Source organism: Sporichthya polymorpha DSM 43042, from assembly GCF_000384115.1.
GTDB classification, from domain to species: domain Bacteria; phylum Actinomycetota; class Actinomycetes; order Sporichthyales; family Sporichthyaceae; genus Sporichthya; species Sporichthya polymorpha.
In genome coordinates, this window is sequence record NZ_KB913029.1 from 2,002,485 (window position 1) to 2,024,845 (window position 22,361).

The window sequence follows — 22,361 nt, forward strand, 5'->3', positions numbered from 1 at the left end:
GCGGTTTCAGCTCAGCTGGCGAGACCCTTGCGCAGCTTCGACCACAGCAGGTTGGTGCGGCCCCAGACCGGGTCGAGGACGTCGACGAGCCAGCAGGTGGTCAGCACCCCGAGCATGGTGTCGTTCAGGGCGCCACCGAACTCGCGGGCGATGGCCTCGGGCTCACCGGAGGACATGCCGCCCCAGGTGAAGTTCTTGCCGTTCACGGTCGTCACCGGGACCGGGCACAAGTGGTACATCCCCGGCGGGCGCGGCAGAGCGATCAGTTCGGTGCCGAACAGCGCGGCGTCGATGCGCTGAAACGTGTCCTCGGTGCAGTAGCCGCGGACGAACGCGCGCTGGGCGTTGCCGTCCCGCGTCATGCTCTGGCCGGGCTGGGAGTTCGTGGTGACGTACCCGGCGCCGTTGAGGTCGACGAGGACGTCGATCAGGCCCTTCGTCTCCGGCAGCGGCGGCTCGGTGGGGTCGTTGTGGCCGGGGAAGTACTGCACCTCGCCGCGCAGCCACCGCGCGGTGACCGCGCCGAGGTCGGCGAGGGTGCGGCAGGCCGACCAGGGGGCCACGTCCTTCTCCGGCGTGCTCATGGCAGGGAAGGGTAGGCGGTCCTCCGGTCGGCGCTGCCGCGTGGCGGGGCGCGTCGCTCAGACGGTCGCGGCGGCGCCGGCGACCGCGGCCTCGACGGCTGCGCGCAGCGAGACCGGCTCGCGGCCGATCAGCGTCGCGAGGTCGGAGCCGGGGACATGGAGTTCGCCGGCGGCGATGCCGCGGTCCGCGTCCGCGAGGACGGTGGCCACCGGCTCGGGCAGGCCGACGCTGATCAACAGGTCGCGGTAGGCCTCCTCGGTCAGGTTCGTGTAGCGGACGTCCTGGCCGGTGACGGTGGAGATCGTCGCCGCGAGGTCGGTCAGCGTGTACGCCTCGCCGCCGAGCTCGTGGACCGCGCCGTCGTGGCCGGTGCCGGTGAGGACCGCGGCCGCGGCCTCGGCGTAGTCGGCGCGCGCGGCGCCGCTGATGAGCCCGTCGCCGGCGGCGCCGGCGACCCCGTTCGCGAGATACGTGGGCAGGTGGGCGAGGTAGTTCTCGTGGTACCAGCCGTTGCGTAGCAGCGCGTAAGTCAGGCCGGAGGCGGCGAGCGCCTCCTCGGTGGCCCGGTGCTCCGCGGCGAGCAGGAGCGAGGTCGTGTCGGCGCGGAGGATGCTCGTGTAGGCGACGAACCCGACCCCGGCGGCCTTCGCCGCATCGATCACGTTGCCATGCTGGACCACGCGACGGCCTACCTCGCTGCCGGAGATGAACAGCAGCCGGTCGACGCCGGTGAACGCGGCGCGCAGGGCGTCGGGGTCGTCGTAGCTCGCCCCGCGGACCTCGACGCCGAGGGCGGCCAGGTCGGCGAGGGCCTCCGGTCGGCGCGCGATCGCGACCAGCTCGGAGGCGGGCACCCGGCGCAGCAGCGCGTCGAGGGTCTGGCGGCCGAGGCCGCCGGTGGCGGCGGTGACGGCGAGGGTCATGGCGGTTCTCCTTCACGAGAGGGGTGGTGTCTCGCTGGGGTGGAACCGGAATGCGGCGGGGTCACTTCCCGTTGGAGAGTAGGCACCTGAAAGTGCGTAACCCACCCGGAGGCGACCGTGACTCTCGCGCCCAACCCGTACGCCGCCCGGTGCCCGAGCCGGCAGGTGCTCGACCGCGTCGGTGACCGGTGGACGATCCTGATTCTGCGCTCGCTCGCGGGTGGCCCCCGCCGCTTCACCGAGCTCGCCCGCGAGATCGAGGGCATCAGTCAGAAGATGCTCACCCAGACCCTCCGCGGCCTGGAACGCGACGGCCTGATCACCCGCACGGTGACCCCGACCGTCCCCGTCCGCGTCGACTACGAGCTCACCGACCTCGGTTGCTCCCTCGGCGAACCGATTGCCGCCCTCGAACGCTGGGCCGTCGACCACATGGGGGAGGTCCTCGACGCCCGCGACCGCTACGACGCCCGGGAGGCGTGAACGAGGCATCCCAAATGCAACAGCAGAGGCGGACGAGGTGGCGACGGCGCCTCACCAGTTGCATTAGCCTCGACATTTCGCGTGTGAGCGGTTGAGTTCGGCGCGTTAAACACGGAAGTGCCTGTCTGGCACGGGATTCTGGGCTTGTCGAAGGTCCAAGATCGCCGAGCCGGAAGGCACTCCGTAGGTGAAGGGTAGCCGGGTTCGTTCTGTGCCCCGTGTTGAGGCTGGCGGCGAGTCGCTGATCTCTTCAGCGGGTGGGGCGTTGCTTTTGAAGACCGCGGTGGTCAGCGGCTTGGCCGGTGCCCTGTCCCGGGGGTTGGCGCCGTGGCGGGCGCACCGGGCGGTGCACGACCCAGGTAAGACGGTGCTCGATCTGGTGGTCGCGATCGCGTTGGGTGGGGACTGTCTGGCCGATCTGGCGTTGGTGCGCGCGCAGCCGGAGCTGTTCGGCCCGGTGGCTTCGGACCCGACGGTCAGCCGACTTATCGAAACCCTGGCCGCAGATCCGGACACGGCCAAAGCCACACTCGGCGCGATCCGTGCCGCCCGCGCGCAGGCCCGGGCGTGGGTGTGGTCACGGGTCGATCCGTGGGCTGGTCAGGACCGCCCGGTGCTGGATCTGGACGCCACGCTGGTCGGGGCGCATTCGGAGAAGGAAGGAGCGGCGCCGACCTTCAAGCGCGGGTTCGGGTTCCACCCGCTCCTGGCCTTCGCCGATCACGGCCCGACCGGAACCGGCGAGCCGTTGGCCGCGCTGCTGCGCCCCGGCAGTGCGAATGCCAACAACGCCGCCGATCAGATCGCAGTCCTCGATGCCGCACTCGCCCAACTGCCCGAAGCGGTGCGGGGCGGGGTGCTGGTGCGCGCCGATAGCGCGGGCGGGGTCAAGGACTTGCTGAACCACGTGCATGAGCTCGGCCTGGAGTTCTCGGTCGGGATCGCCGCCCGTCAACCGGTGCTCGATGCCCTCGCGGTCCTACCACGCCAGGCTTGGCGCGCCGCCCTCGATGCTGACGGGTGCCCGCGCCCGGGCGCGCAGGTCGCCGAACTGACCCGCTGGCTGCCGGCCTCCTTCACCGGATGGCCGCCCGGCATGCGGGTGATCGCCCGTCGCGAGGAGCCCCACGTCGGTGCGCAGCTGCGGATCACCGACGCGGACGGCTGGCGCATCACTGTGTTCGCCACCAACACCCGCGGCTCTCGTCTGGCCGATCTCGAAGTCCGACACCGGTTACGGGCCCGGGCCGAGGACCGCGTCCGGACGCTGAAAGACACCGGCGCCACCAACCTGCCCTTGCACTCGTTCACCAAGAACGAGCTCTGGCTCGAACTCGCCCAGCTGGCCACCGAGCTGTTGGTCTGGACCCAGCTGCTGGCCTGGCCCACCCACGCGGCCCGCCGCTGGGAACCCAAACGTCTTCGACTACGCCTGCTCAGCGTCGCCGCCCGCGTGATCACCACCGGCCGTCGGCGCACCCTGCGCCTGAACTCCCGATGGCCCTGGGCCGATCTGATCACCGGCGGCCACCAACGACTGACCGCCCTGACCTGAACCCAGATCCCGTCGCGACGAACACCCCGGAGAACCGGCGAACACAACGCCGGCGGACAACAGTGCCCAGGACTCCGACCAACGCCATCGACTACCCGCTCGCTGGGAACCGGCTGGTCACGAAAGATCGAGGTTAGGGATGCCTGGTCAACGGGGAGTTCCCCGGTCGGTCGGCAACCGGGTTCCGGCGCCGCGGTGTGGCGGACGCCGGTGTGGATCCGGCCGAGGTCGGGCCTCAGGAAAAAAGTCCCAGGCCGCGCATTGCGCTGACCTGGGACTTTGCTGCGCGCCCGAAGGGACTCGAACCCCTAACCTTCTGATCCGTAGTCAGATGCTCTATCCGTTGAGCTACGGGCGCAGGCCCCCGAAAGCGGGCCGTCGGGAAGTGTAGCGGCCGGGTCGCGGCGGGTCGAAACGAGATCCCGGACCCGGGTTCCGCCGGGGCCGGTCCCTTCGCCACGATGTACCGACTGACCTGGGCAGATGGCGGATCGGCGAAGGTGGGCGGGATGGCGTTGCGGGCGGCGGATGTGGTGGCGATCGCAGTCGGGGCGGCGAGCGGCTGGGCGGTCGAGGAGCTCGCCCGCAAGCGGTTCCCGAACGCGCGGGCGGACCTCGGGGCGGCGGGCCTGGTCACCGCGGCCGCGGTCTACCCCGCCACGCGGCGGGGCCGCCGGTTGAGCCTGGCCGCCGCCCGGGAGATCGGGTCGGTCGCCGCGGCGACGGGTGTGGTCATGAAGGCCCGAGAGCGCGGCGGCACTCCCGCCCGGGCCCTGATCGCCGCCGGGTGGGCCGCGCACGCCCTCTTCGACGCCCGCCACGACTCCGGCTCCGGCGGCGGGCTGCCCCGCTGGTACCCCGCCCTGTGCGCCGGCTACGACCTCGCCTTCGCGGCCGCGCTGCTGCGGCCGGGACCCGCCGGGGACTAGAACCCGACGACATCCTTCAGCCAGGGCCAGGCCAGGCCCAGGATGCCGAGCGCCGCGAGCGGCACGCCGATCTTCCAGGCGCTGACCGGCGTCTGTTCGGCGATGGAGCCGTCGATACCGCTCACGAGGAGTTGCCGGACCGAGTCGCCGTGGCGGGTCGTCACCAGGTAGATCGGAATGAGTAGGTGCCGGTACGTCTCGCCGCTCGACCGGCACACCGGCGAGTCCAGGTACGGGGTGTGCTTCTCGTACCGGTACTCGCTCTCGATCGCTGCCTTCGCCATCTCTTCTCCGCGCTTGCGCAGTGCGGCGTGGATCAGGTTCCGGATCGTCGGCAGGTCGAGGTCGTAGGACTCGCAGAAGGCGCCCGCCAGATACTCGGGCCGGTACGGCACCACCAGGTCCAGCGGCCATGGTCGTGAGCGATCGAGCCACTTCTGATCGACGAGGCTTCCGGCCGGGATGACGACGTCCCGCACGAATCCTCCGACGCGTCCGGCTTCAGCCACCAGGAAGGTGGTGCGAATCGCGGTGTAGTCGACATCCAGCCGGGCGTCGACACTCAGCACCGGTACATAGACCCGGGCGTAATGCGTGGCCTTCGTGTGGAGCCTCATCCCCCGAGGGGCGAACCAGGCGCGGGCGATCCAATGACGGACCGCGCGGTGCGCTGCCGCGCTGTCGATGCGGAACGGGATCACGCCGTCGATCGGGAACCGACCGCCCGATTCGTGCACATCCGCGAGAGCCACCGGAGCGGCGCAGAACGGACAGTGGCTGGCCCGCAACGTGCCCACGTATGCGGCGCCGCCTCCACAGTGCGGGCACATCAGTTGGTGGTCGAGTTCGTCGGGGATCTCCGGCGCCCAGTTCGGATTCTCGGCGAACACCGGGCGGAGGGCTCGGCGCCGGACCGTCCCCTCCCGAGGCTCGACCGGCGTCAACCGACCACACGAAGCGCAGGCCATGCCGCCCGGCTGATAGCTCGTCGGCGCGCCGCAGCTCCGGCAGGTGAAAGCAACCGCCGAGCCCACGGCTACTTGCCCGAGTAGTAGACGCCCAACCCGACCCCGACGACGATCAGGGCCGCGATCACCGCGAGGGTGATCTTGATCCAGCTGTAGGGTCGCTCGCCCTGGACCTCGCCGGTGACGCCGTTGACGAAGACCTGATACGGCTTCGCGTGGAACATCACGACGAGCAGGAAGATCGGCAGCAGCAGGTGCCGGTAGGTCTGCCGGCTCCAGGTCGTGTCGGTGCGGTGGATGCGCTGGTGGTCGCCGCCGATGTCGCGACGGATCGCGTACGCGATGTCGTTGTTCATCCGCTGCACGGCCTCGCTGTGGCAGACGTCGAGCTCCTTCTCGTAGAAGCGCGACATCGAACCCGCGAGGTACTCGGGGCGGAACGCGACGGCCGCCTGCGTCGGCCACGGCTCCAGGGCCTGGAGGCGCTCGGGGTCGAGGGAGTGCTCGGCGCCGATCGCGACGTCGTCGAACGGGACGTCGACCGCACCCGAGACGTGCCGCCACCGGATCCTGGTCTCGGTCCGCTGGTTCTGCCCGGACCCGACGGTGACGGTGTAGTTGTCGCCGCGCTGCCCCTCGTACTCGGTGTAGGTCTGCGCGTCGAAGGTGAAGAACGGCAGGTAGACCCCGGAGAACGAACCGGTCTTCGAGTACTTCTTGAAGTCGTTCGGGGCGAACCAGCGGCCGTTGATCCACTCCTTGACCTTCTCCTCGGCCGCCATGGTGTCGATGCCGAACGGGACGACACCGTCCACCGGAAGGCGGTTCGGCGCCTCGTGGATGTCGCTGCGCTGAACCGGCGAGGCGCAGAACGGGCACCGGGTTGCGGTGAGGGAGCCGACGAAGCCGATGTGCCCGTTGCAGTTCGGGCAGACCAGTTCCTTCTGCGGGCCGGAGGTGACGGCCTGCGCCGAGGGGGGCTTGCGCTGGTCCTCGAGGGTGGCGAGCAGGTCCCGCTCGGCCGGCTTCTCCTCCGCGGCCTCGATCGGTCGCTCGGAACCGCAGCTCGGGCACTTCATGCCCCGCGTGGGCGGGTGGAAGACCAGCTGACCGCCGCAGTTGACGCACGCGAAGTGGACGGTGGTCAGGTCCGGTGTCGTCCCGTCCCCCAGTCGCGGAGGCGTCGGCATCGGGGGCGGGCCGGGGATCGGCGGGGGGCCGGGGTTGTGCGGCGGGTCGGCGGGCGTTTCAGGGTGCATCGGCCAGGGCCTGCTTTCGTCGTTCCAGGTAGGCGTCGGCGTAATCGTCGCTGAACCGGTCGATCGTTGCTTGCGGGAGGCCTGCGCACGCTTCGGTGAGGTCCCGCGCGTCCGCCGCCGTGTACTGCTTGGCGGCGATCTTCGCCCCGGCCAGCGCGACGTTCGCGCGGCACCACTGGCGGGCGGGACTGCCGATGCCCAGCGCGAGCAACGCTCGCCGGGCGGTGGTGATCTCCTCGTCGGCGAAGATCTCGCGCGCGATGGTCCGGCGCTCGTCGGGGCTCAGCGCGGCGCATGCGCGCACGTCCGGAAAGAACGTGTCCGGGGTGCGCAGCCGATAGACCTCGACCGCCTCGCGGCACTCCTCCGGCGTGAAAGTCCTTGTCGCGTCCTGGGCCTCCGCGTCGGCGCGCAGCAGGGCCTCGCGTTCCTGAATACTCACCTGCGCCGGCAAATCCGAGGTGTCCGAAATCGAAACCGTGCTCGACTCGTATTGCCAGGCGTAGACGCCGACGCCAGTGAGGGCAAGGACGACCGCCAGCACGACGGACCCGATCTTCGCCCAGCTGTACGGCCGCTTCCCGTGAACCTCGCCGGTGACGCCGTTGACAGCGACCTGGTAGGGCTTCGACCGGTAGGTCACGGTGAGGAGGTAGACCGGCAGCAGCAGGTGCCGGAACGTCTCGTTGCGCCACTTCGTCTCTTTGCTGTCGATCTCCTGGTGATCCCCGCCGATCTGGCGCTTGATGACGGTGTCGATGCGCTCGTTCATGCGGTCGCGCGCCTCGACCTGGCAGGCCTGGAGGCTGCGGTCGTAGCGGCGGGCGGTGTAGCCGGCGAGGTACTCCGGCCGGAACCCGATCGCGTTCTCGCTCGGCCACGGCTCCAGGTCGTGCATCCGGTCGCGGTTCACCGAACTCTCTGCGGCGACGGGCACGTCGTCGAGTTGGAGTTCCAGCGTCCCCGATACCGAGGTCCAGTCGATGTAGTGCTCGGTCTCTCGTTTTCCGTCGCGGTAGACGGTCCGCGTCTCATTCGTCCCGCGTCTGCCCGTCCACTTGGTGACGGTGTAGGCGTCGAAGGTGAAGAACGGCAGGTAGACACCGGCGAACGATCCGAGGGAGGCGTACTTCTTGAACGCGCGGGGCGCCCACTTCCGCTTGGACATCCACGCGCGGACGTCCCGCTCGGCGCCGGCGATGTCGAGACCGAAGGGGACGATGCCGTCGACCGGGAATCGGTCGGGCGAAGTGTGGATGTCCTCGCGGGTCACCGGGCGCGCGCAGAACGGGCAGCGGGTGGCGGTCAGGGTGCCGACGAAGGCCACGGCGCCGTGGCAGTTCGGGCAGACGAGTTCCCGGTCCAGCTCGCGGGCCGGGGTGGGGGAGTTGGTGTCGCCGCCCTCCGCGGCGCGGGGGTCGGCGAGAGCGGTCCGGAGGTCGTGCTCCTCCCCGACGTCCCCGCCGTCGGGGATGGGGAACAGACCGGAGCAGGACAGGCAGGTGACCGAGGTGGTGCGCGGGGTGAACTGCACCGCCCCGCCGCAGCTCGGGCACTCCAGCCGGGCCGCCGCCCCGGGGAGGGGCGGCGGCTCCGGTGACTCCGGAGGGGCCGTCTCGGTCGGAGTTGCCGTCGCCGTCGGCAACGGCGGGGGAGTCGAGGCCGCGACGTCAGGATCGAGTGTGTCGCTCACAGTCGCCCCTTCCGGTCGTGGCCTGACTTCCCCTCAGTTCTGCGGCGGTGCCGGGGGTGCCGGGGGCGCCGGCGGCGCCGGGGGAGCGGGCGGCGCCGGGGGCGGAGGCGGCGGCGGGGGCGTCGCGAACAGCGGCGCGAGCTGCGCCACCGAGGACGCGGCGGCCCAGCCGGCCATCCCGGCGGACCAGACCAGCGTCTGCCCGTTGATCTGCCCGGCCTGGGCAGCCTGCTGCAGTTGCTGCAGGTTGTAGGGCCCGGTCGCCTGGCCGTTCATCTCGACGTGGAACATCGGCGAGACCAGCGGCGGCGGGGTGGCCCCGAGGGCCTGATTGGCGGCGATGGTCTGCCCGAGCTGACCTCCGAGGCCGAGCCCGATGCCGGCACCGACCATCGCGCCGGCCGCACCGCCGGGGTTCTCCGCGGCGGCGAGCGTCGCGTCCGCCGCGCGGACCTGCTGCAGGCGGCCGACGTCGCCGACGTTCTGCACGTAGCCGCGGGTCTCGACACCGCGGGCGACACCGGCGGTGAGGGCCGCGGTGACCTCCTCCGGCAGCGAGACGTTCATGGCGATCGACTCGATGGCGAGGCCGTACTCGTCGTCCACGCGCTCGGCGACCAGGGCGCGCAGCTGATCGGCGATCTCCGCGTTCTTGCCCTGCAGCTCGAGCGCGCCGTAGCCGGAGCCGGTGAGCAGGTCGGCGAACGCGGTCGCGATCAGACGGCGGAGCAGCTCCGTCAGCTCGTCGAGCTCGACGGCGGAGTCGGTGCCGATGACCTCACGGAGGAAGATCTCCGGGTCGGCGATCCGGACGACGCACAGCCCGTTCGCCCGGATCGGGATCATCGAGAAGTCGGGGTCCCGGATCGTGATCGGCTGCGGCGTGCCCCAGCGCAGGTCGGTGACCGGGCGGGTGTTGATGAAGTACACCTCGCTGCGGAACGGGCTCTCGAACCCGTACTTCCAGCCCTGCAGCGTCGCGAGGATCGGCAGCGCCTCGGTGGTCAGCTTGTAGTGGCCGGGCTCGAACTTGTCGGCGAGCTGGCCGCGGTAGACGAACACCGCCTTCTGGCCCTCGCGGACGATCAGCTCCGCGCCGTTCTTGATCTCGTTGTTGTAGCGGGGGAACCGCCAGGCCAAGGTCGTTCGTGAGTCGTCGATCCATTCGATGATGTCAACGAGCTCACCCTTGAGCTTGTCGATCAATCCCATGTCGTCTCCCCTGCTCGCTGGTCGGTACGGTGCCGATTCTGCTTGATCAGCGCAAAGGCCACGTGACCAACCACAACAACCCGAGCACCGCGCCGGCGGCGACGAAGACGGACGCGAAGATCAGGACGACCAGCACCAGGGCGTACAGCAGGCCGAGCAGGCTCCCCGGGGTCTCGACGATGGCGACACCGGTCGCTCCGTCGACCCACACCTCGCGCTGCTGACCTCGGACCTCCACCGACGCCAAGTACACCGGCACCAGCACCAACCGGTACCGCCAGTTCGTCGCCCGAGCGTCGAAGGTACTGAACTCGTGCCGGTCGCCCCCCGTCTCGAGCTTGACGGCGGACCGGACCTCGTCGTGGATCCGTTGGTCCGCCATGCGCCGGTACGCCGAGAAGGAGCCCTGCGGCAGGTAGGCCTCCAGACCCGCGAGGTAGTCCCGACCGAAAGCGACGGCTGCGTTCGGGCTGAAGATCGGCTCGAAGGTGTTGACGCGCCGCCACTTCCCCGGGATTGGCAGGGGGACGCGGCTGACCTGCCCGCGAGGGATTGCCTCCTCGACCTTGGGGTCGGTGAAGAACGACACCTCGACCGGGAGTTCCAGGGTGCCGGAGACGTCCTCCCAGGTCGTGCTCGTGCTGTGGTCGTCACGGTCCCTGTGAGTTCGGCCGACTCGGCCCGCGTACGTGGTGATCGTGTCCGCCGAGAACTGGATCACCGGCAAGTAGTGCAGCGTCAACTCCGCCTTGCGGTACAGGGCGCGGTTCTTCGGCGCACACCGCACCAGTGAGCACTGTTCCAGCATGCGCTCGCGTGCGGTGTCCTCGTCGACGAGCAGCGGGAGGACACCGTCGATCCGCCACCACTGGGCGCCGGGCAGGTCGGCGCGCACGAGCGAAGCTCCGCAGGAGGCGCAGGCGGTCGCCACCTTCTGCCCGCCAACGTTCTCCGCTGTCGTGAGCGGATTCGCGGCGCAGGCCGGACAGCGGAGCTCGGGCATCCGCGTCGGGACGACGTCGCTTTCCTCGTCGGGCGGAAGCTCCCGGTCCGCGACCGCCGTCTCCTCGACCGCGATCGGGTCGGTGTGTCCGCAGCTGATGCACCGCAGTTGAGGTTCCGACTGCCGGAACAACGACGCGAACTCGGCGGCCGGGTCGCGGTCGGAGAACTTGTCCGCTGCGACGTCCTGCCAGCCGGTCGCCCGGCCGGGGTTGTACCGGAGGGGTCCGCCGCAGTTCGAGCACGGCAGCGCCACGAAGGCCGCGGCCGGAGGCGCAATGGGCTCGCTGGTCTGCGGCTCGCTGGGAACGTCCGTGGTCACCGCTGCTCCTTGCTCGTGATCGGTCGGGAGTTGAGCTCACACGTGCGGTGGGGTCCAGGCGATCTGGACGACTTCGGTGCCACGGTCGCGGGTGACGAGCTGGCCGCGGCCGGGGACGCCGGGGGCCGGGCGGGCGTTGCCGACCAGCGGGCCCTCGGCGGGGTCGCCGGCGAGGACGACGCCCGCGGCGGCGAGGTCGCGCATCGACTGGATCACCGGCTCGAACTGCGCGCGGGCCGCGCCGCCGGACCGGCGGGCGATCACGAGGTGCAGTCCGATGTCGCGAGCCTGCGGCAGGAGCTCCACCAGCGGCGCCAGCGGTGAACCCGTGGATCCGGTCACGAGCTCGTAGTCGTCGACCAGCAGGTAGACGTCCTTGCCGGTCCACCACGAGCGTTCGCGCAACTGCGTGGGCGTCACGTCCGGACCAGGCAGGCGGCCCTTCAGGTATTGCGCGAGTTCGCCGACGGCGGGTCCCGCACCCGCGGCGCCGGTCATGTACTCGAACAGGTAGTCGGCCGGCACCTCGCCGAGCAGCGCTCGCCGGTAGTCGACGATGGCCAACTGGGCCTGGTCCGAGCCGAAGCGGCGCATCACCTCATGCGCGTACGTGCGCAGCAGGGCGCTCTTCCCGGATCCCCCGTCGCCGTAGACCATCAGCAGCGGCTCCGCGACCGGATCCAGTCCGACCGGGGCGAGGTCCCGCTCGTTGACGCCGAGCAGCAACCGCGGGTCGTCCGCCGCGACCGCGGCCCGCACCTCGTCGATCCCGATCTGCTCCGGCAGCAGCCGCAGCTTCGGGCCGGACGTGGGTGCCGCCGCGGCGACGGCCTGCACGAGGTGCGCGACGCCGGCGCCGAGGGTGCCCGGCTCGTGGTCCCCGTCGAGTCGCGGAAGCGCCGCGAGGAAGTGGAACTTGCCCGGCAGAAGGCCGCGGCCGGGGCGGGCGGTGGGCACGTTCGCGGCGACCTTGCGGTCGATCATCGAGTCCTGCGGGTCACCCAGGCGGAGTTCGAGCTGGGTGCCGAACAGGTCCCGGATGGTGGAGCGGAAGTCGTTCCAGCGGGTCGCGCCGACGATCAGGTGCACACCGAAGGTGAGGCCCCGTGAGGCCAGTTCGGTGAGCTCCAGCTCCAGAGCCTCGAAGTCGGCCCGGATCGTCGACCAGCCGTCGACGATAACGAAAACGTCGCCGTAGCCGTCGTCGGCCGTGCCGGCCGCCTTCCGGGCCCGGTAGGTCTCGATGGAGTCGATGGCGTTGGCGCGGAAGTACGCCTCGCGGGCGCTGGTGATTCCCTGCACCTCGGCGACGATGCGGCGCACGACGTCGGGCTCGCTGCGGGTGGCGACGCCTGCGACGTGCGGCAGGTCGGTCAGCGAGGTGAAGGTGCCACCCCCGAAGTCGAGCACGTAGCACTGGACCTCGGCCGGCGTCCGGGTCAACGCCAGGGAGGCGACGAACGTACGCAGCAGCGTGGACTTGCCACTGCGCGGACCGCCGACGATCGCGGCGTGCCCGGCGGCGCCACCCAGGTCGAGCACGAGGGTGTCACGGCGCTGCAGGGCCGGCTTGTCGACGATGCCAAGCGGGACGACCAGCGAACCCCGCCCACGCCACGACGGACTGACCAGCCCGACGCCGTCGACGACGGTCAGGTCGGTCATGAGCGAGTCGAGGGTGTCGGGCACGTCGAGCGGCGGCAGCCACACCTGGTGCGCCCGGGGCCCGCGGTCGCGCAAACGCTCGACGAGGATGTCGACCTCGCTGCGGGTCTCGGTCTCGGTGATCTCGGGCTCCGGGGCCGCCTCGAACGACTCCGCCAGCAGGACCGGGGTCGTGACGAACGGCAGGATCTGCTGCTGCGTCGCGCTGGTCGCGCGCGCGACGCGGCGCGCCGGCGGTGGGCCGGAGACGTAGGACGCGGTGAACTTGATCAGCGTCTCGGGGTCGGGCTTGAGATAGCCGAGGCCCGGGACCGCGGGCAGTGTGTAGGCCCAGTCCACGCCGATGACGGCGCGAGACTCGTTGGCGGAGAACGTCCGGAGACCGACGCGGTAGGACAGGTGGGAGTCGAGGCCGCGGAGCTTGCCCTCCTCCAAGCGCTGCGTCGCGAGCAACAGGTGGATGGACATGGACCGACCCAACCGACCGATGGCAACGAACAGTTCGGCGAAGTCGGGCTTGGCCGCGAGGAGTTCGGTGAACTCGTCGACGACGATGAACAGGCTCGGCAACGGAGCGAGATCTGCCCCCGCGAGGCGCGCCTTCTCGTAGTCCTTCACCGAGGCGAAGTTGCCGGCTTCCCGCAGCAGTTCCTGACGGCGCACCATTTCGCCGGCGAGGGCGTCCTGCATCCGGTCGACGAGCGTGATCTCGTCCGCAAGGTTCGTGATGACCGCCGAGACGTGCGGAAGCTCCGACATCCCGGCGAACGTCGCCCCGCCCTTGAAGTCGACGAGAATCAGGTTGAGCGCGTCGGGTGAGTGGGTCGCGACCAAGCCGAGCACCAGCGTCCGCAGGAACTCCGACTTTCCGGAACCCGTTGCTCCGATCACCAGACCGTGGGGACCCATGCCCTGTTGGGCGGATTCCTTGATGTCCATCGCGACGGGGGCGCCGTCCTCGGTGTTACCGATCGGCACGCGCAGACGATCGCGGTTGGGCCGCGGCCGCCAGGCGGTGTCGATGTCGAAGTCGCGGACGTCGCCGAGGTTGAGCAGATCGAACAGGTCGCGGACGCCCGCTCCGGCCTCGCCGGCGCGCTTGATCGGCGCGGTGGTCCAGAGGGGGGCGAGCCGCCGGGCGACGGCCTCGGCCTCGGTGGCGGACAGCTGGTCGGCCCAGATCGTCACCGGGTCGCTGCGCAGCATGGCCGCTTCGACGATGACGCGTCCGTCTTGCCGCTGACGCTCCGTCACACCGAGACGGAGGAGGTGGGGGTCCGTGACCTCGGTCCAGGTCTCGGGCAGGTCCAGCACCGTGACGCCGCTGACGCCGTCGAGTGTGACGATCGGGTTGACCGGCGGAATGTGCCCGCCGTCGACGACGATCAGGACATGCGGGGTGGCCGGGGCGCCACCGGTCTGGGCGCCGAAGCGGGGCCGTTCGGCCAGATCGGCCGGCAACAGCGGAATCAGGTCCTCGAGGGAGTCCGAGACCTGGCGGGCCGGGCCGGCGCCGTCACGCTCGCGGGGGCTGGCGGCGTGCGGCAGCCACTTGACCCACTCCCACTCCGCGCGGGCCTCGCTGCCGGCAACGACGGCGATCACGAGGTGGTCCGGAGAGTGGAACGTGGCGGCGTGGGTGACGATCGCTCGTGCGAGCGCACGGACGGAATCGACCTGGTCGCCGGTGACCTCGACCTTGGCGAAGCCGCGGAGGGGGAAGGCGGTCGGGAGATCGGGCTGGATCCGGTGCGTGGCGAGCAGTCGGTGAAGAGCCGAAGCGGTGACGGGGTCGAGCGTGTCGAGGGGCGCCGTCTCCGGCGTCACGAGGTTGACCGACAGCGGCTGCGGTGCCACGCCGTAACGGATGGTCAGAAAGTCCTCGGATGAGGGCGCGCGTTCCCAGACGCGGCCACCCTCGGCGGCGATCGCCGGGAGGTGAGCGGGGTCCGGGTACACCCAGGTCAGGGCGTCCCGCTGCCGGTCGGCGGCCTCGCGTGCGGTCTTACGGATCCCAGCCAGGTAGCGCAGGTACTCCCGGCGTTGGTCACTGACCTTCGACGTCCACTGGGTGCGCTGGCGGATGGCGCTGACCGCGACGAAGCCCAGGGACGCGACGAGCATCATCCCGGCGGTGATGAATCCCTTCGCGCCCGGTTGGGAGGTCGCGATGAACACGATCGACCCGACGCTCGCCAGCATCGGGAGGACGTTCATCATCAGCGAGCCTGCGCCCTCGGCAGGAATCAATTCGGGCGGCGACTGCAGCGTGATGTTCCCCTGCGGCACCGTCGGTGGCTCGATCCGGGCGGTCTGACGAAGGGTCGTCGGCACGACAGCCTCCCCGTGGCAGGTGGTTGGGGCTCGCGCGGCGGGTGTCCGGTGTGGTGCGATTACCCGCGATCACCGCATTGCTCCGGTCGGTATCGGACCAGATGGGCCGTTTCGGTGGCAAGGGTGATCGGTCACGGATCCGTAGCCGGCGGACCAGGAGCGCCCATGACGGTGACCTCGACGGAGGCCGGACGCGTCCGCGCGACCGACACCTTCCGCCTGTCCGTCCGCGCCGCGGGCGGCCGTGCGGACGTCGTTGCCACAGCGACGACTACTCCCGCCGAACTGCTGCAGGCGTTCGACGTCGATCCGGAGCTGACGATCCTGACCCGGGCAACCGGGGCGGTCCTCGATCCGGACGTCCCGCTCGGTGCGCAGGGTGTTCGTGACGGGGACCTGCTGGCCGTGCTCGACCCGGGCGCGACCGAGTCGCACGTGACGCCCCGTCGGGTCGCGCACGCGAAGCCGGCCGGCCCGGTGGCCGTTCCGCTGGAGCTGGCGCTGTTGCCGGGCGCGCTCGCGCTGGCCGGCCTGGCCGCCGGCCTGGCCACCTTCGCCGAGACGGCGGCTCGGCTGGGCATCGGCGCCGGGCTGGTGCTCGCCGGGGCGATCGTCGCCCTCGCTCCGCGTCGGGGCCTGTTGGTGGCGGGCGCCGAGGCGCTGGGACCGGTCTTCCTGGCCGCGGCGGCGGTGGCCGTGATTCCTCGGGACGAGGCCGGTGCGGACCTGCTCGCGATCGTTGCCGCCGGCGTGGTCGCCGCTCAGGCGGCGGCGTTGCTGAGACTGATCGCGACCCCCGCAGCGCAGCCGGCGCTGGTCGTCTGGATGTGGGCCGGCGGGGCCGTCGCGGTGACCGCCGGGGGTGTGCTGGCCGGGGGCGGCAGCCCGCGAGTCGTCTGGGCGCTGCTCGCCGTGGTTGCCGTCGGCGCGACCCGCCTGCTGCCCCGGCTCGCCGTGGACGTCCCGGACGAGCAACTGATCGACACCGAGAAGATGGCGTCGACCACCTGGTCCCTGCGCGGCAGGCTGATCACCCGCAAGGTCCGGGTCCGTACCGCCGAGGTCGAGCGGACCGTGCTGAGTGGCCGTCATTTGCTCGACGCCGCGTCGGTGGTGGCGTCCGCGGCCGTGGGGGCGGTCGCGGTCGCGCTCGCGGTGGATCCGGTCGACGGCTGGGAGCGTTGGGCCGCTTTCGGTGCCGGTGGTCTCGCCGGGACCGCCCTCCTGCTCGGTTCCCGCGCCTACGCCGGGGGACTGCCGCGGCTCGCGCAGCGCCTCGGCGGGCTGGTGGCCGTGGCGGCCGGTGCCGGCGGAGCGCTCGCGGCTGCCTCCGACGTCGGCCGGTTGGGCGTGGCGGTCGGGTGCTTCGTGCTCGCGCTGCCGGTCGTGTTCGCGGCCGTGGCGCTCGGGCGCGGCTGGCGGACGGTGTGGTGGGCCCGACTGGGCGATCTGGCCGAGTCGTTGGCAATGGCGTCCGTCGTTCCGGTCGCGCTGCTCGCCGTCGGCACCTTTGGTCACTTCCGTCAGATGGTGTCGTGAGAGGAGGGAGGGATCGGGATGGTCGGCATGTCAGAAGTCAGCGCGCAGGCCGGTGCGCTGGAGAGTTCGGCGAAACTCGTGGCGGCTGCGCGAGCGGATCTGGACAAGCAGTGCGATGGCCTTCGTGAGCAACTGAGCCAGCTCAAGGACAACTGGCGCGGGGCCGCCGCGCTCGCGTTCACCGAGCTGCTCGAGCAGTGGGAGGACCAGACCCGCCGGACGATCGCGGCCCTCGACGACTTCGAGTCCAAGCTCCGGGCCACCGATCGGGCCCACGTCCGCGTGGACCAGGAAGTGCACGACGCGGGCAAGCGGCTCAGTGCCCGTCTCGGCTGACCGGTCGGGCGGTGCGAGGGTCTTGACCATCGCTTCACAGTTTGTCCCCAACGGCCTGATCCCATTTGGCCGATTTGGGTCTAGGGTCGTGCCGCGATCGGCAGATCGTGACCGCAGGCGCACGCTTCGTCCCCACCGAGGGTGGCCCGCACCCGAAGCGCAGCCGGGTTGATCCCACGGGAGGTGCCGGCATGGCCGGTGAGATCAGCAAGCAGGATCAGGCGCTCAACCGGGCGGCGAGTCTCGTCGCCGAAGCCCGGCAGGAGCTGGGGGGCCAGCTCCAGCAGCTGGGCGGCAAGCTGCAGGGCATCGGCTCGCAGTGGCGGGGATCGGGTGCGGCCGCGTTCACCAACGTGATGGAGCGTTGGAACGCGGACGCCCAGAAGATCATCCAGTCGCTGGAGACCTTCGAGGACAACCTGAAGAAGTCCGAGTCGACCTACACGGCGGCGGACGACGCCCAGTCGGCGGCGTTCACCCGGCTGTCCGGACGACTGGGCTGAGGAGAACGGTCATGAGCGAGTTCAAGGTCAATTTCGGTGCCCTCGACACCGCCGCCGCCGACATCACCAGCGCCGGCAAGGCGCTCGAGTCCCGGCTGGGCGAACTGGACCGGTCGTTGGCGCCGCTGCGCTCGGACTGGACCGGCGCGGCCAGCGAGGCCTACGCCCAGTCCAAGGCCCAGTGGACGAACGCCATCAACGACATGAATCAGCTGCTCAACGACATCGGCCAGGCCGTGGCCCAGTCCGGCGGCAGCTACCAGGACATGGAGAAGTCCAACTCCACGATGTGGAGCTAGCTCCCCATGAGCACGCCGATGACCTCACCGGGAAATCCCGGTGAGGTCCAGGTCGACGTCGAGAGTCTCGACGCCTACCTGCGTGAGGTGCTGATCCCGCTCTCCGAGCGGGCCCACTCCGTCGCGAACAAGTTCACCGAGGTCCCGCTGTCGGTGGACATGTTCGGACCGATCCCGCATGCCAAGCAGCTCGCGGAGCGTCACAAGTGGGGATTTGACGTGTACCGCCCGACGTTGGAAGCGCTGGCCAACGACGTCGACACGCTGGTCGACAAGCTCGGCAAGGTCATCCAGACCTACCGCGACCAGGACGACCAGGTCGGGGCGGCCCTGGCCAAGCTCGGCGCCGTCCTCTCCGGGGAGGGCGGGTACACCGCGGCCGCGACCTGGGAACGGGAGCGGGCCGAGCACGGCGGCACCCCGGCTTCGCTGCCACCGCCGCCCCTCGCCACTGCGCCGGGAGCCCCTTCCCCCACCACGGTCCAGCCGGACACCCTCCCGGAACCGGCCGCGTCGGCCGAGCCGCCGCCGGCCGCCGTGCCCGCCAAGCCCGCAGAGCCGAAGCCGTCCGGCACGGATGCGTTGAGTTAGGAGTGAACGTGCGTCTTGGTTCTCGGGGGCGTCTGGCCCTCGCCGCAGCCGCCCTCGGCCTCGTGGGCGCGCAGGCGATCGCCAGCCCGGCAGCGGGGCGACCCCTCGCTGACGACGGCTACGGGAAGGACTCGTGGTGGTACCAGGCCATGGGTCTCGCCGAGGCGCACAAGATCTCAACCGGCAAGGGCGTCACGATCGCCGTCATTGACGGCCCGATCGACCTCTCAGTTCCTGAGCTGAAAGGCCAAGACGTCAAGGCCGTGAAGAGTTTCTGCTCGAACAAGCCAACGGGCACGGGCGCGATAGCGAATCACGCCACCAGCGTGGTGGTGAACATCATCGGTAATGGGAAAGGCACCACCGCGGGCGGAGTCGGCGTGGCCGGTGTCGCCCCGGATGCCACGGTCCGGACGTACAGCGTCGATGATTCGGCTCGCGAGGGCCTGCAATGCACAGCAGACCCTGGTGATCGGCTTGGGGAGGCCATCGACGCCGCCGTGAACGACGGTGCCCAGATCATCAATCTGTCGGTGGGCGGACCGACCTCCACGAAACAGCTGGATGAAGCGCTACTGCAAGCGCTTCAGCGTGACGTCGTGGTGGTGGCTGCAGCCGGCAATGGTCCTGAGGACAAGGCAGTCAACTATCCGGCGGCGTACCCGGGTGTGGTCGCCGTCGCGGCCGTGGACCGGCACGCCCAGCCCTGGAAAAACAACGTCGAGGGCAACCGCGAAGCATTTGTCATCTCGGCTGCTGGTGTGGACCTTCAGACGGGTGGTTTCGACGGGAACCGCTGGCGTAGCGACGCAAGAGCCGACGGAACCTCCGGGGCCGCGCCGTTGGTTGCCGGCGGTCTGGCGTTGGTGCGAGCCAAGTACCCAGATGCCTCGGCCAACCAGTTGATCCAACACCTGATCCACAACCCCGGCGGTACTCGCACCTTCGGCAAGGACTTGGAAACCGGCTACGGAGTTATCTCGGTGCCCAAGCTGCTGGCGTCGGACCCGACACGGTGGCCGGACGTCAATCCGCTTGTGGCAGGGGAAGCTGCTGCTACTCCAGATGGTTCAGCGACTGCCGGCCAGGTGAACGGGACTCCGGTATCCGCCGCCGGAGAGGCCGACGAGGGTGGCAGCTCGATGGGGCTCCTTGCCAGCGGGCTCGGTCTGTTGATCGTCGTCGGAGCGGCCGCCGCCTTCATTCTGAGCCGTCGTCGAAGCGCAGTTGGGGGAGGCCATGGCTGACCCGTACCCCGAGGAACAAGCCCAGCAGTGGCTTGACGACCTGGTGGTCACGACGCGTCTCGCACTCGGGGACATTGAGAAAGCGCGTAAGGGCTGGTGGGACGCCGGGGAAGAACTGATCGAAATCGCCGAGCAACTCTCCGGTGCATCGAATCCCTCGTCGAACCGGAAGGCGGCCTGGGTCGGGACGGCCTCAGACGCTGCGACCGCAGCGTTCGACGCGCTAGCGCAAGAGTTCACCCGCCACGGGCGGGCGATGCAGGATCTTTCGCTCGCGCTCGCGGGTGGACTTGAAGACGTCCAGAGAGTCACCGATGTCGTGTCTACTCAGATCGGCACCACGCTGAAGCCGAAGCCGAAAGGTGGCCTCTTCGGGACCGGCATCGGACCCTCTTTGGGGCCCGACGTGGTCGAATTCGTCGATGACGTCGCCGACGGGGTCGGCGCCGTCGCCAAGAATCCGACCGCGATCATCAACAAGGGCGCGCTACTCGGTGGCCCTGTTGCACCGCTCGCGGCTCTGGCAGTCGCCGGCGACAACGCTGAGCGACGAGAACTCTCGCGCGAAGATCAGTTTCGTCTGATCGAAAGCACGTGGAGAGACTTCGACAGCGCGGCATCTCTTCACGGCGAGGCCGTGGAAGGAGCCTGTACGGACACGCCAGGTCGCTGGTCTCAGGACTACGGCGGTGGGATGCGGTTCGGCGACGGCGCCGAGTCGGACGGTCCGATCGAACCCCAGTCCGGCTCGCCGTTGGGATCCCGGGGCTATCGCGCGGCATCGATGAGCGGCGACCCCCGGCTTGGACCGTTCGCATCCTCGGGCCACTCCCACGGCAGCATCGGCGAGAGCATGCCCTCGCTCGATGAACGAATTACGGCGGACGGTGCCGTCCGAGGATTCCAGGCACCACCCGGCGTCGACCGGAATCCCGACGGGAGCGCGCCGCACGCCCCCGGAGGCGGAGGGGGGTCCGGTGGCCCCGGCGGCGGTTCCGGGGGTGGCGGGCTCAGCGGCGGAGGTGCGGCGGCGGCGGGAGCGGGGGCGTCGTTGGCTGGGGTCGGCGGCGGGCTGGCCGGTGCACTCGGAGGAGCGAAGGCGGCCGCGGCGGGTGGACTCGGTGCCGCACCTGGCGTCCTCGGTGGTTCCGCGGCGGGTGCCGCTGGGGCCAAGGGCAACGCCATGAGCATGCTCGGCCAGGGCATGGGCGGCGGCGCCGGCGGCGGCGGGGACAAGAAGGGCGGGGGCAAGCGCTACGGCGACGGGCCCGAGCTCGGTCCCCGTGATCGCCGCCGCGGTGTCAAGCACGCCGTCCTCGGGGCGGGCTCGCGCGGCGGCGGCAACGGCGGCGGGGAAACGATCGAGCCTGAATCTGACGACCCGTTCCTCGACGGGGGCTGACGGGTCCGGCCTCGGCCGGATGTGGACAAACCATCAGATGGTGGACAGCGCGATCGCCGCGGCGACAAGATCAGCCAGGCACCAGGAGAACGGGGTACGGGATGACGGACACGATCATCGATCCCGCTGTCGAGTCGTCCGGAGCGCGCGCCGCGGACCCGGCCGGTCTGGTCCGGATCAGCCTCCGGGCCGGCACCACACGCGTGGACCTCGCCGTTCCCGGCCTGCTTCCGGTCGCGGAGCTCCTGCCCGAACTCGCCGCCGAGGTCGGCGTCCTCGACGCCACCACCGCGCACGCCGGGTATCGCCTCGTCCGGGCGGACGGCGACGCGCTTCACCCCGGCTACGGACTCGCGGACCAGGGCGTCCTGGACGGCGACATCCTGCTGGTCGCGGTCGGAGCGGACGACGAGCCGCCCCGGGTCTACGACGATGTCGTCGAAGCCGTCGCCGACACCGTCGAACGCGCCTGGCGGCCGTGGGACGCCGCCGCGGCACGCTGGACCGGGCTGATCGCCGCGGTGTCGTTGCTGGCGGTGGGCGCGGTCGCTCTCGGTCTGGCGCGCGACGAAGGCGTCCCGGTCCTGGTCGGTGGCTCAATTGCCGCGGTGCTCCTTCTCGCTGCCGGCACGGCTCTGGCGCGCGCTCGGGACGAACAGCTCGTCGGCACCGTGGTGGCCTGGCTGGCGGCGCCCTACGCCGCGGCGGCCGGCCTGGCCGCGGCGGAGGACGAGCCCGTCCTGCGTCTCCCGATGGCCATTGCCGGCGGCATGGTCCTGGCCGTCGGAGTGATCGGGATGGCCGCGCTCGGCCGCACCCGCTTCGCGTTCCTGCCCCCGCTGGCGGTGGGCGCCGCGGCGGCCGCCTGCGGCGGAGTGCTCGCCGGCGCCGACGACGCCGAGCCCGGCGCCGCGGCCGCGGTCGTTCTGGTGGTCGCGATGCTGGTCGGTCTCGTCCTGCCGAGCTTCGCCTCCGCCGCGACCGGCCTGCACCCGCCGAACCCGCAGACCACCGCCGAGCTCCTGGAGGATCCGGAGCCCCTGGAGATGGACGAGGTCGGCCACCGCGTCGCGATCGGTCGGGAGATGTTGCTCGCGCTGTCCGCCACCGTCGCGCTGCTCGTGGTCGCGAGTACGCCGATGGTCGTCGACCTCGGAGTGGCGGGTGCGGCTCTGGCCGGCGCGGCCGCAGCGGCGCTGTTGCTCCGCACGCGCTCGTTCCGGACCTACGGCGAGGTCGCGATCGGTGTCGCCGGTGGCGTCGGCACCGCCATCGCTCTCGTGATCAGCGCGATGGTCCTGCATCCGGACTGGCGGCCGGCCCTCGCCGGCATCGGCGCCGGTGTCGGCATCCTCGTGCTGCTCGCGGCCCTCCGCCCGGGCGGCGTGCCACTGCGCGCCCGCCAGGCCGCGGATCTCGCGGAGAGCGGCACAGTCATGGCGCTCGTGCCGCTCCTCGTTCTTGCGTCCGGTCTGGCCGCGGCCGTTCAGCCCGAAGTGTTCTGACAGTACGTC

19 protein-coding genes and 1 tRNA gene are annotated in these 22,361 nt (G+C 70.8%); 11 read left to right on the forward strand and 9 right to left on the reverse strand.

What is annotated here, in order from left to right; all coding sequences use genetic code 11:
• Window positions 1-11: 11 nt before the first annotated feature.
• Window positions 12-584, reverse strand: coding sequence for a DUF6919 domain-containing protein (locus SPOPO_RS0109955; protein WP_019874631.1), 573 nt, complete (start codon window positions 582-584; stop codon window positions 12-14).
• A gap of 57 nt (window positions 585-641) precedes the next feature.
• The gene (locus SPOPO_RS0109960; RefSeq protein ID WP_019874632.1) at window positions 642-1,508 is read right to left on the reverse strand and encodes an SDR family oxidoreductase; all 867 of its coding nucleotides are present in this window, start codon (window positions 1,506-1,508) and stop codon (window positions 642-644) included.
• 117 nt (window positions 1,509-1,625) lie between these two features.
• On the opposite strand from SPOPO_RS0109960, the gene SPOPO_RS0109965 reads away from it, so the two are divergent.
• Together SPOPO_RS0109965 and SPOPO_RS0109970 are read left to right on the forward strand one after the other, a co-directional pair.
• A complete protein-coding gene (locus tag SPOPO_RS0109965; protein WP_019874633.1) occupies window positions 1,626-1,991 on the forward strand; it encodes a winged helix-turn-helix transcriptional regulator in 366 nt (121 codons plus the stop codon).
• A 187-nt stretch (window positions 1,992-2,178) separates the two neighbouring features.
• A complete protein-coding gene (locus tag SPOPO_RS0109970; RefSeq protein WP_028984655.1) occupies window positions 2,179-3,546 on the forward strand; it encodes an IS1380 family transposase in 1,368 nt (455 codons plus the stop codon).
• A gap of 285 nt (window positions 3,547-3,831) precedes the next feature.
• Here the strand turns inward: SPOPO_RS0109970 and SPOPO_RS0109975 are convergent.
• Window positions 3,832-3,904, reverse strand: a tRNA-Arg gene (locus tag SPOPO_RS0109975).
• Window positions 3,905-4,055: 151 nt separating this feature from the next.
• Here SPOPO_RS0109975 and SPOPO_RS0109980 point away from each other — a divergent pair.
• Complete coding sequence (locus SPOPO_RS0109980; protein ID WP_019874635.1) at window positions 4,056-4,475, forward strand: hypothetical protein; 420 nt, start codon at window positions 4,056-4,058, stop codon at window positions 4,473-4,475.
• Here SPOPO_RS0109980 and SPOPO_RS0109985 read toward each other — a convergent pair.
• The 6 genes from SPOPO_RS0109985 to SPOPO_RS0110010 form a co-directional block, all read right to left on the reverse strand.
• A complete protein-coding gene (locus SPOPO_RS0109985) occupies window positions 4,472-5,365 on the reverse strand; it encodes a hypothetical protein (protein WP_019874636.1) in 894 nt (297 codons plus the stop codon). The two genes, SPOPO_RS0109980 and SPOPO_RS0109985, sit on opposite strands and share 4 nt — an antisense overlap.
• 146 nt (window positions 5,366-5,511) lie before the next feature.
• Complete coding sequence (locus tag SPOPO_RS0109990) at window positions 5,512-6,702, reverse strand: hypothetical protein (protein ID WP_028984657.1); 1,191 nt, start codon at window positions 6,700-6,702, stop codon at window positions 5,512-5,514.
• On the reverse strand, window positions 6,692-8,395 hold the full coding sequence (locus SPOPO_RS28780) for a hypothetical protein (RefSeq protein ID WP_156869763.1): 1,704 nt from the start codon (window positions 8,393-8,395) through the stop codon (window positions 6,692-6,694). Before SPOPO_RS28780 ends, SPOPO_RS0109990 begins: the two co-directional genes overlap by 11 nt.
• 33 nt (window positions 8,396-8,428) lie before the next feature.
• Window positions 8,429-9,607 carry an SPFH domain-containing protein gene (locus SPOPO_RS0110000; RefSeq protein WP_019874639.1) on the reverse strand — a complete coding sequence of 393 codons (1,179 nt, stop codon included), beginning with the start codon at window positions 9,605-9,607 and terminating at the stop codon, window positions 8,429-8,431.
• A 46-nt stretch (window positions 9,608-9,653) separates the two neighbouring features.
• Window positions 9,654-10,931 (reverse strand): hypothetical protein, encoded by a 1,278-nt coding sequence (locus SPOPO_RS0110005; protein ID WP_019874640.1) that lies wholly within the window; start codon window positions 10,929-10,931, stop codon window positions 9,654-9,656.
• A gap of 36 nt (window positions 10,932-10,967) precedes the next feature.
• Window positions 10,968-14,930: a type VII secretion protein EccC gene (locus SPOPO_RS0110010; protein ID WP_019874641.1), complete on the reverse strand. Its 3,963-nt coding sequence runs from the start codon at window positions 14,928-14,930 to the stop codon at window positions 10,968-10,970.
• Window positions 14,931-15,095: 165 nt separating this feature from the next.
• Here SPOPO_RS0110010 and SPOPO_RS32635 point away from each other — a divergent pair, with 165 nt between their 5' ends.
• The 8 genes from SPOPO_RS32635 to eccD all read left to right on the forward strand — a co-directional run bounded on the left by SPOPO_RS32635 (window position 15,096) and on the right by eccD (window position 22,352).
• Window positions 15,096-16,469 carry a ubiquitin family protein gene (locus SPOPO_RS32635; RefSeq protein WP_019874642.1) on the forward strand — a complete coding sequence of 458 codons (1,374 nt, stop codon included), beginning with the start codon at window positions 15,096-15,098 and terminating at the stop codon, window positions 16,467-16,469.
• 27 nt (window positions 16,470-16,496) lie between these two features.
• The gene (locus SPOPO_RS0110020) at window positions 16,497-16,805 is read left to right on the forward strand and encodes a WXG100 family type VII secretion target (RefSeq protein WP_169577181.1); all 309 of its coding nucleotides are present in this window, start codon (window positions 16,497-16,499) and stop codon (window positions 16,803-16,805) included.
• A gap of 107 nt (window positions 16,806-16,912) precedes the next feature.
• Window positions 16,913-17,308 carry a WXG100 family type VII secretion target gene (locus tag SPOPO_RS0110025; protein WP_211210881.1) on the forward strand — a complete coding sequence of 132 codons (396 nt, stop codon included), beginning with the start codon at window positions 16,913-16,915 and terminating at the stop codon, window positions 17,306-17,308.
• An 11-nt stretch (window positions 17,309-17,319) separates the two neighbouring features.
• Window positions 17,320-17,607, forward strand: coding sequence for a WXG100 family type VII secretion target (locus SPOPO_RS0110030; RefSeq protein ID WP_019874645.1), 288 nt, complete (start codon window positions 17,320-17,322; stop codon window positions 17,605-17,607).
• 6 nt (window positions 17,608-17,613) lie between these two features.
• Entirely contained in the window at window positions 17,614-18,198 is a 585-nt protein-coding gene (locus SPOPO_RS0110035) for a hypothetical protein (RefSeq protein WP_019874646.1), read from the forward strand.
• A 62-nt stretch (window positions 18,199-18,260) separates the two neighbouring features.
• A complete protein-coding gene (locus tag SPOPO_RS0110040) occupies window positions 18,261-19,445 on the forward strand; it encodes a S8 family serine peptidase (protein ID WP_245541705.1) in 1,185 nt (394 codons plus the stop codon).
• Entirely contained in the window at window positions 19,438-20,847 is a 1,410-nt protein-coding gene (locus tag SPOPO_RS34325) for a hypothetical protein (RefSeq protein ID WP_156869765.1), read from the forward strand. Before SPOPO_RS0110040 ends, SPOPO_RS34325 begins: the two co-directional genes overlap by 8 nt.
• A 101-nt stretch (window positions 20,848-20,948) precedes the next feature.
• Window positions 20,949-22,352 carry a type VII secretion integral membrane protein EccD gene (gene eccD / locus SPOPO_RS0110050; RefSeq protein WP_019874649.1) on the forward strand — a complete coding sequence of 468 codons (1,404 nt, stop codon included), beginning with the start codon at window positions 20,949-20,951 and terminating at the stop codon, window positions 22,350-22,352.
• Window positions 22,353-22,361: the final 9 nt, after the last annotated feature.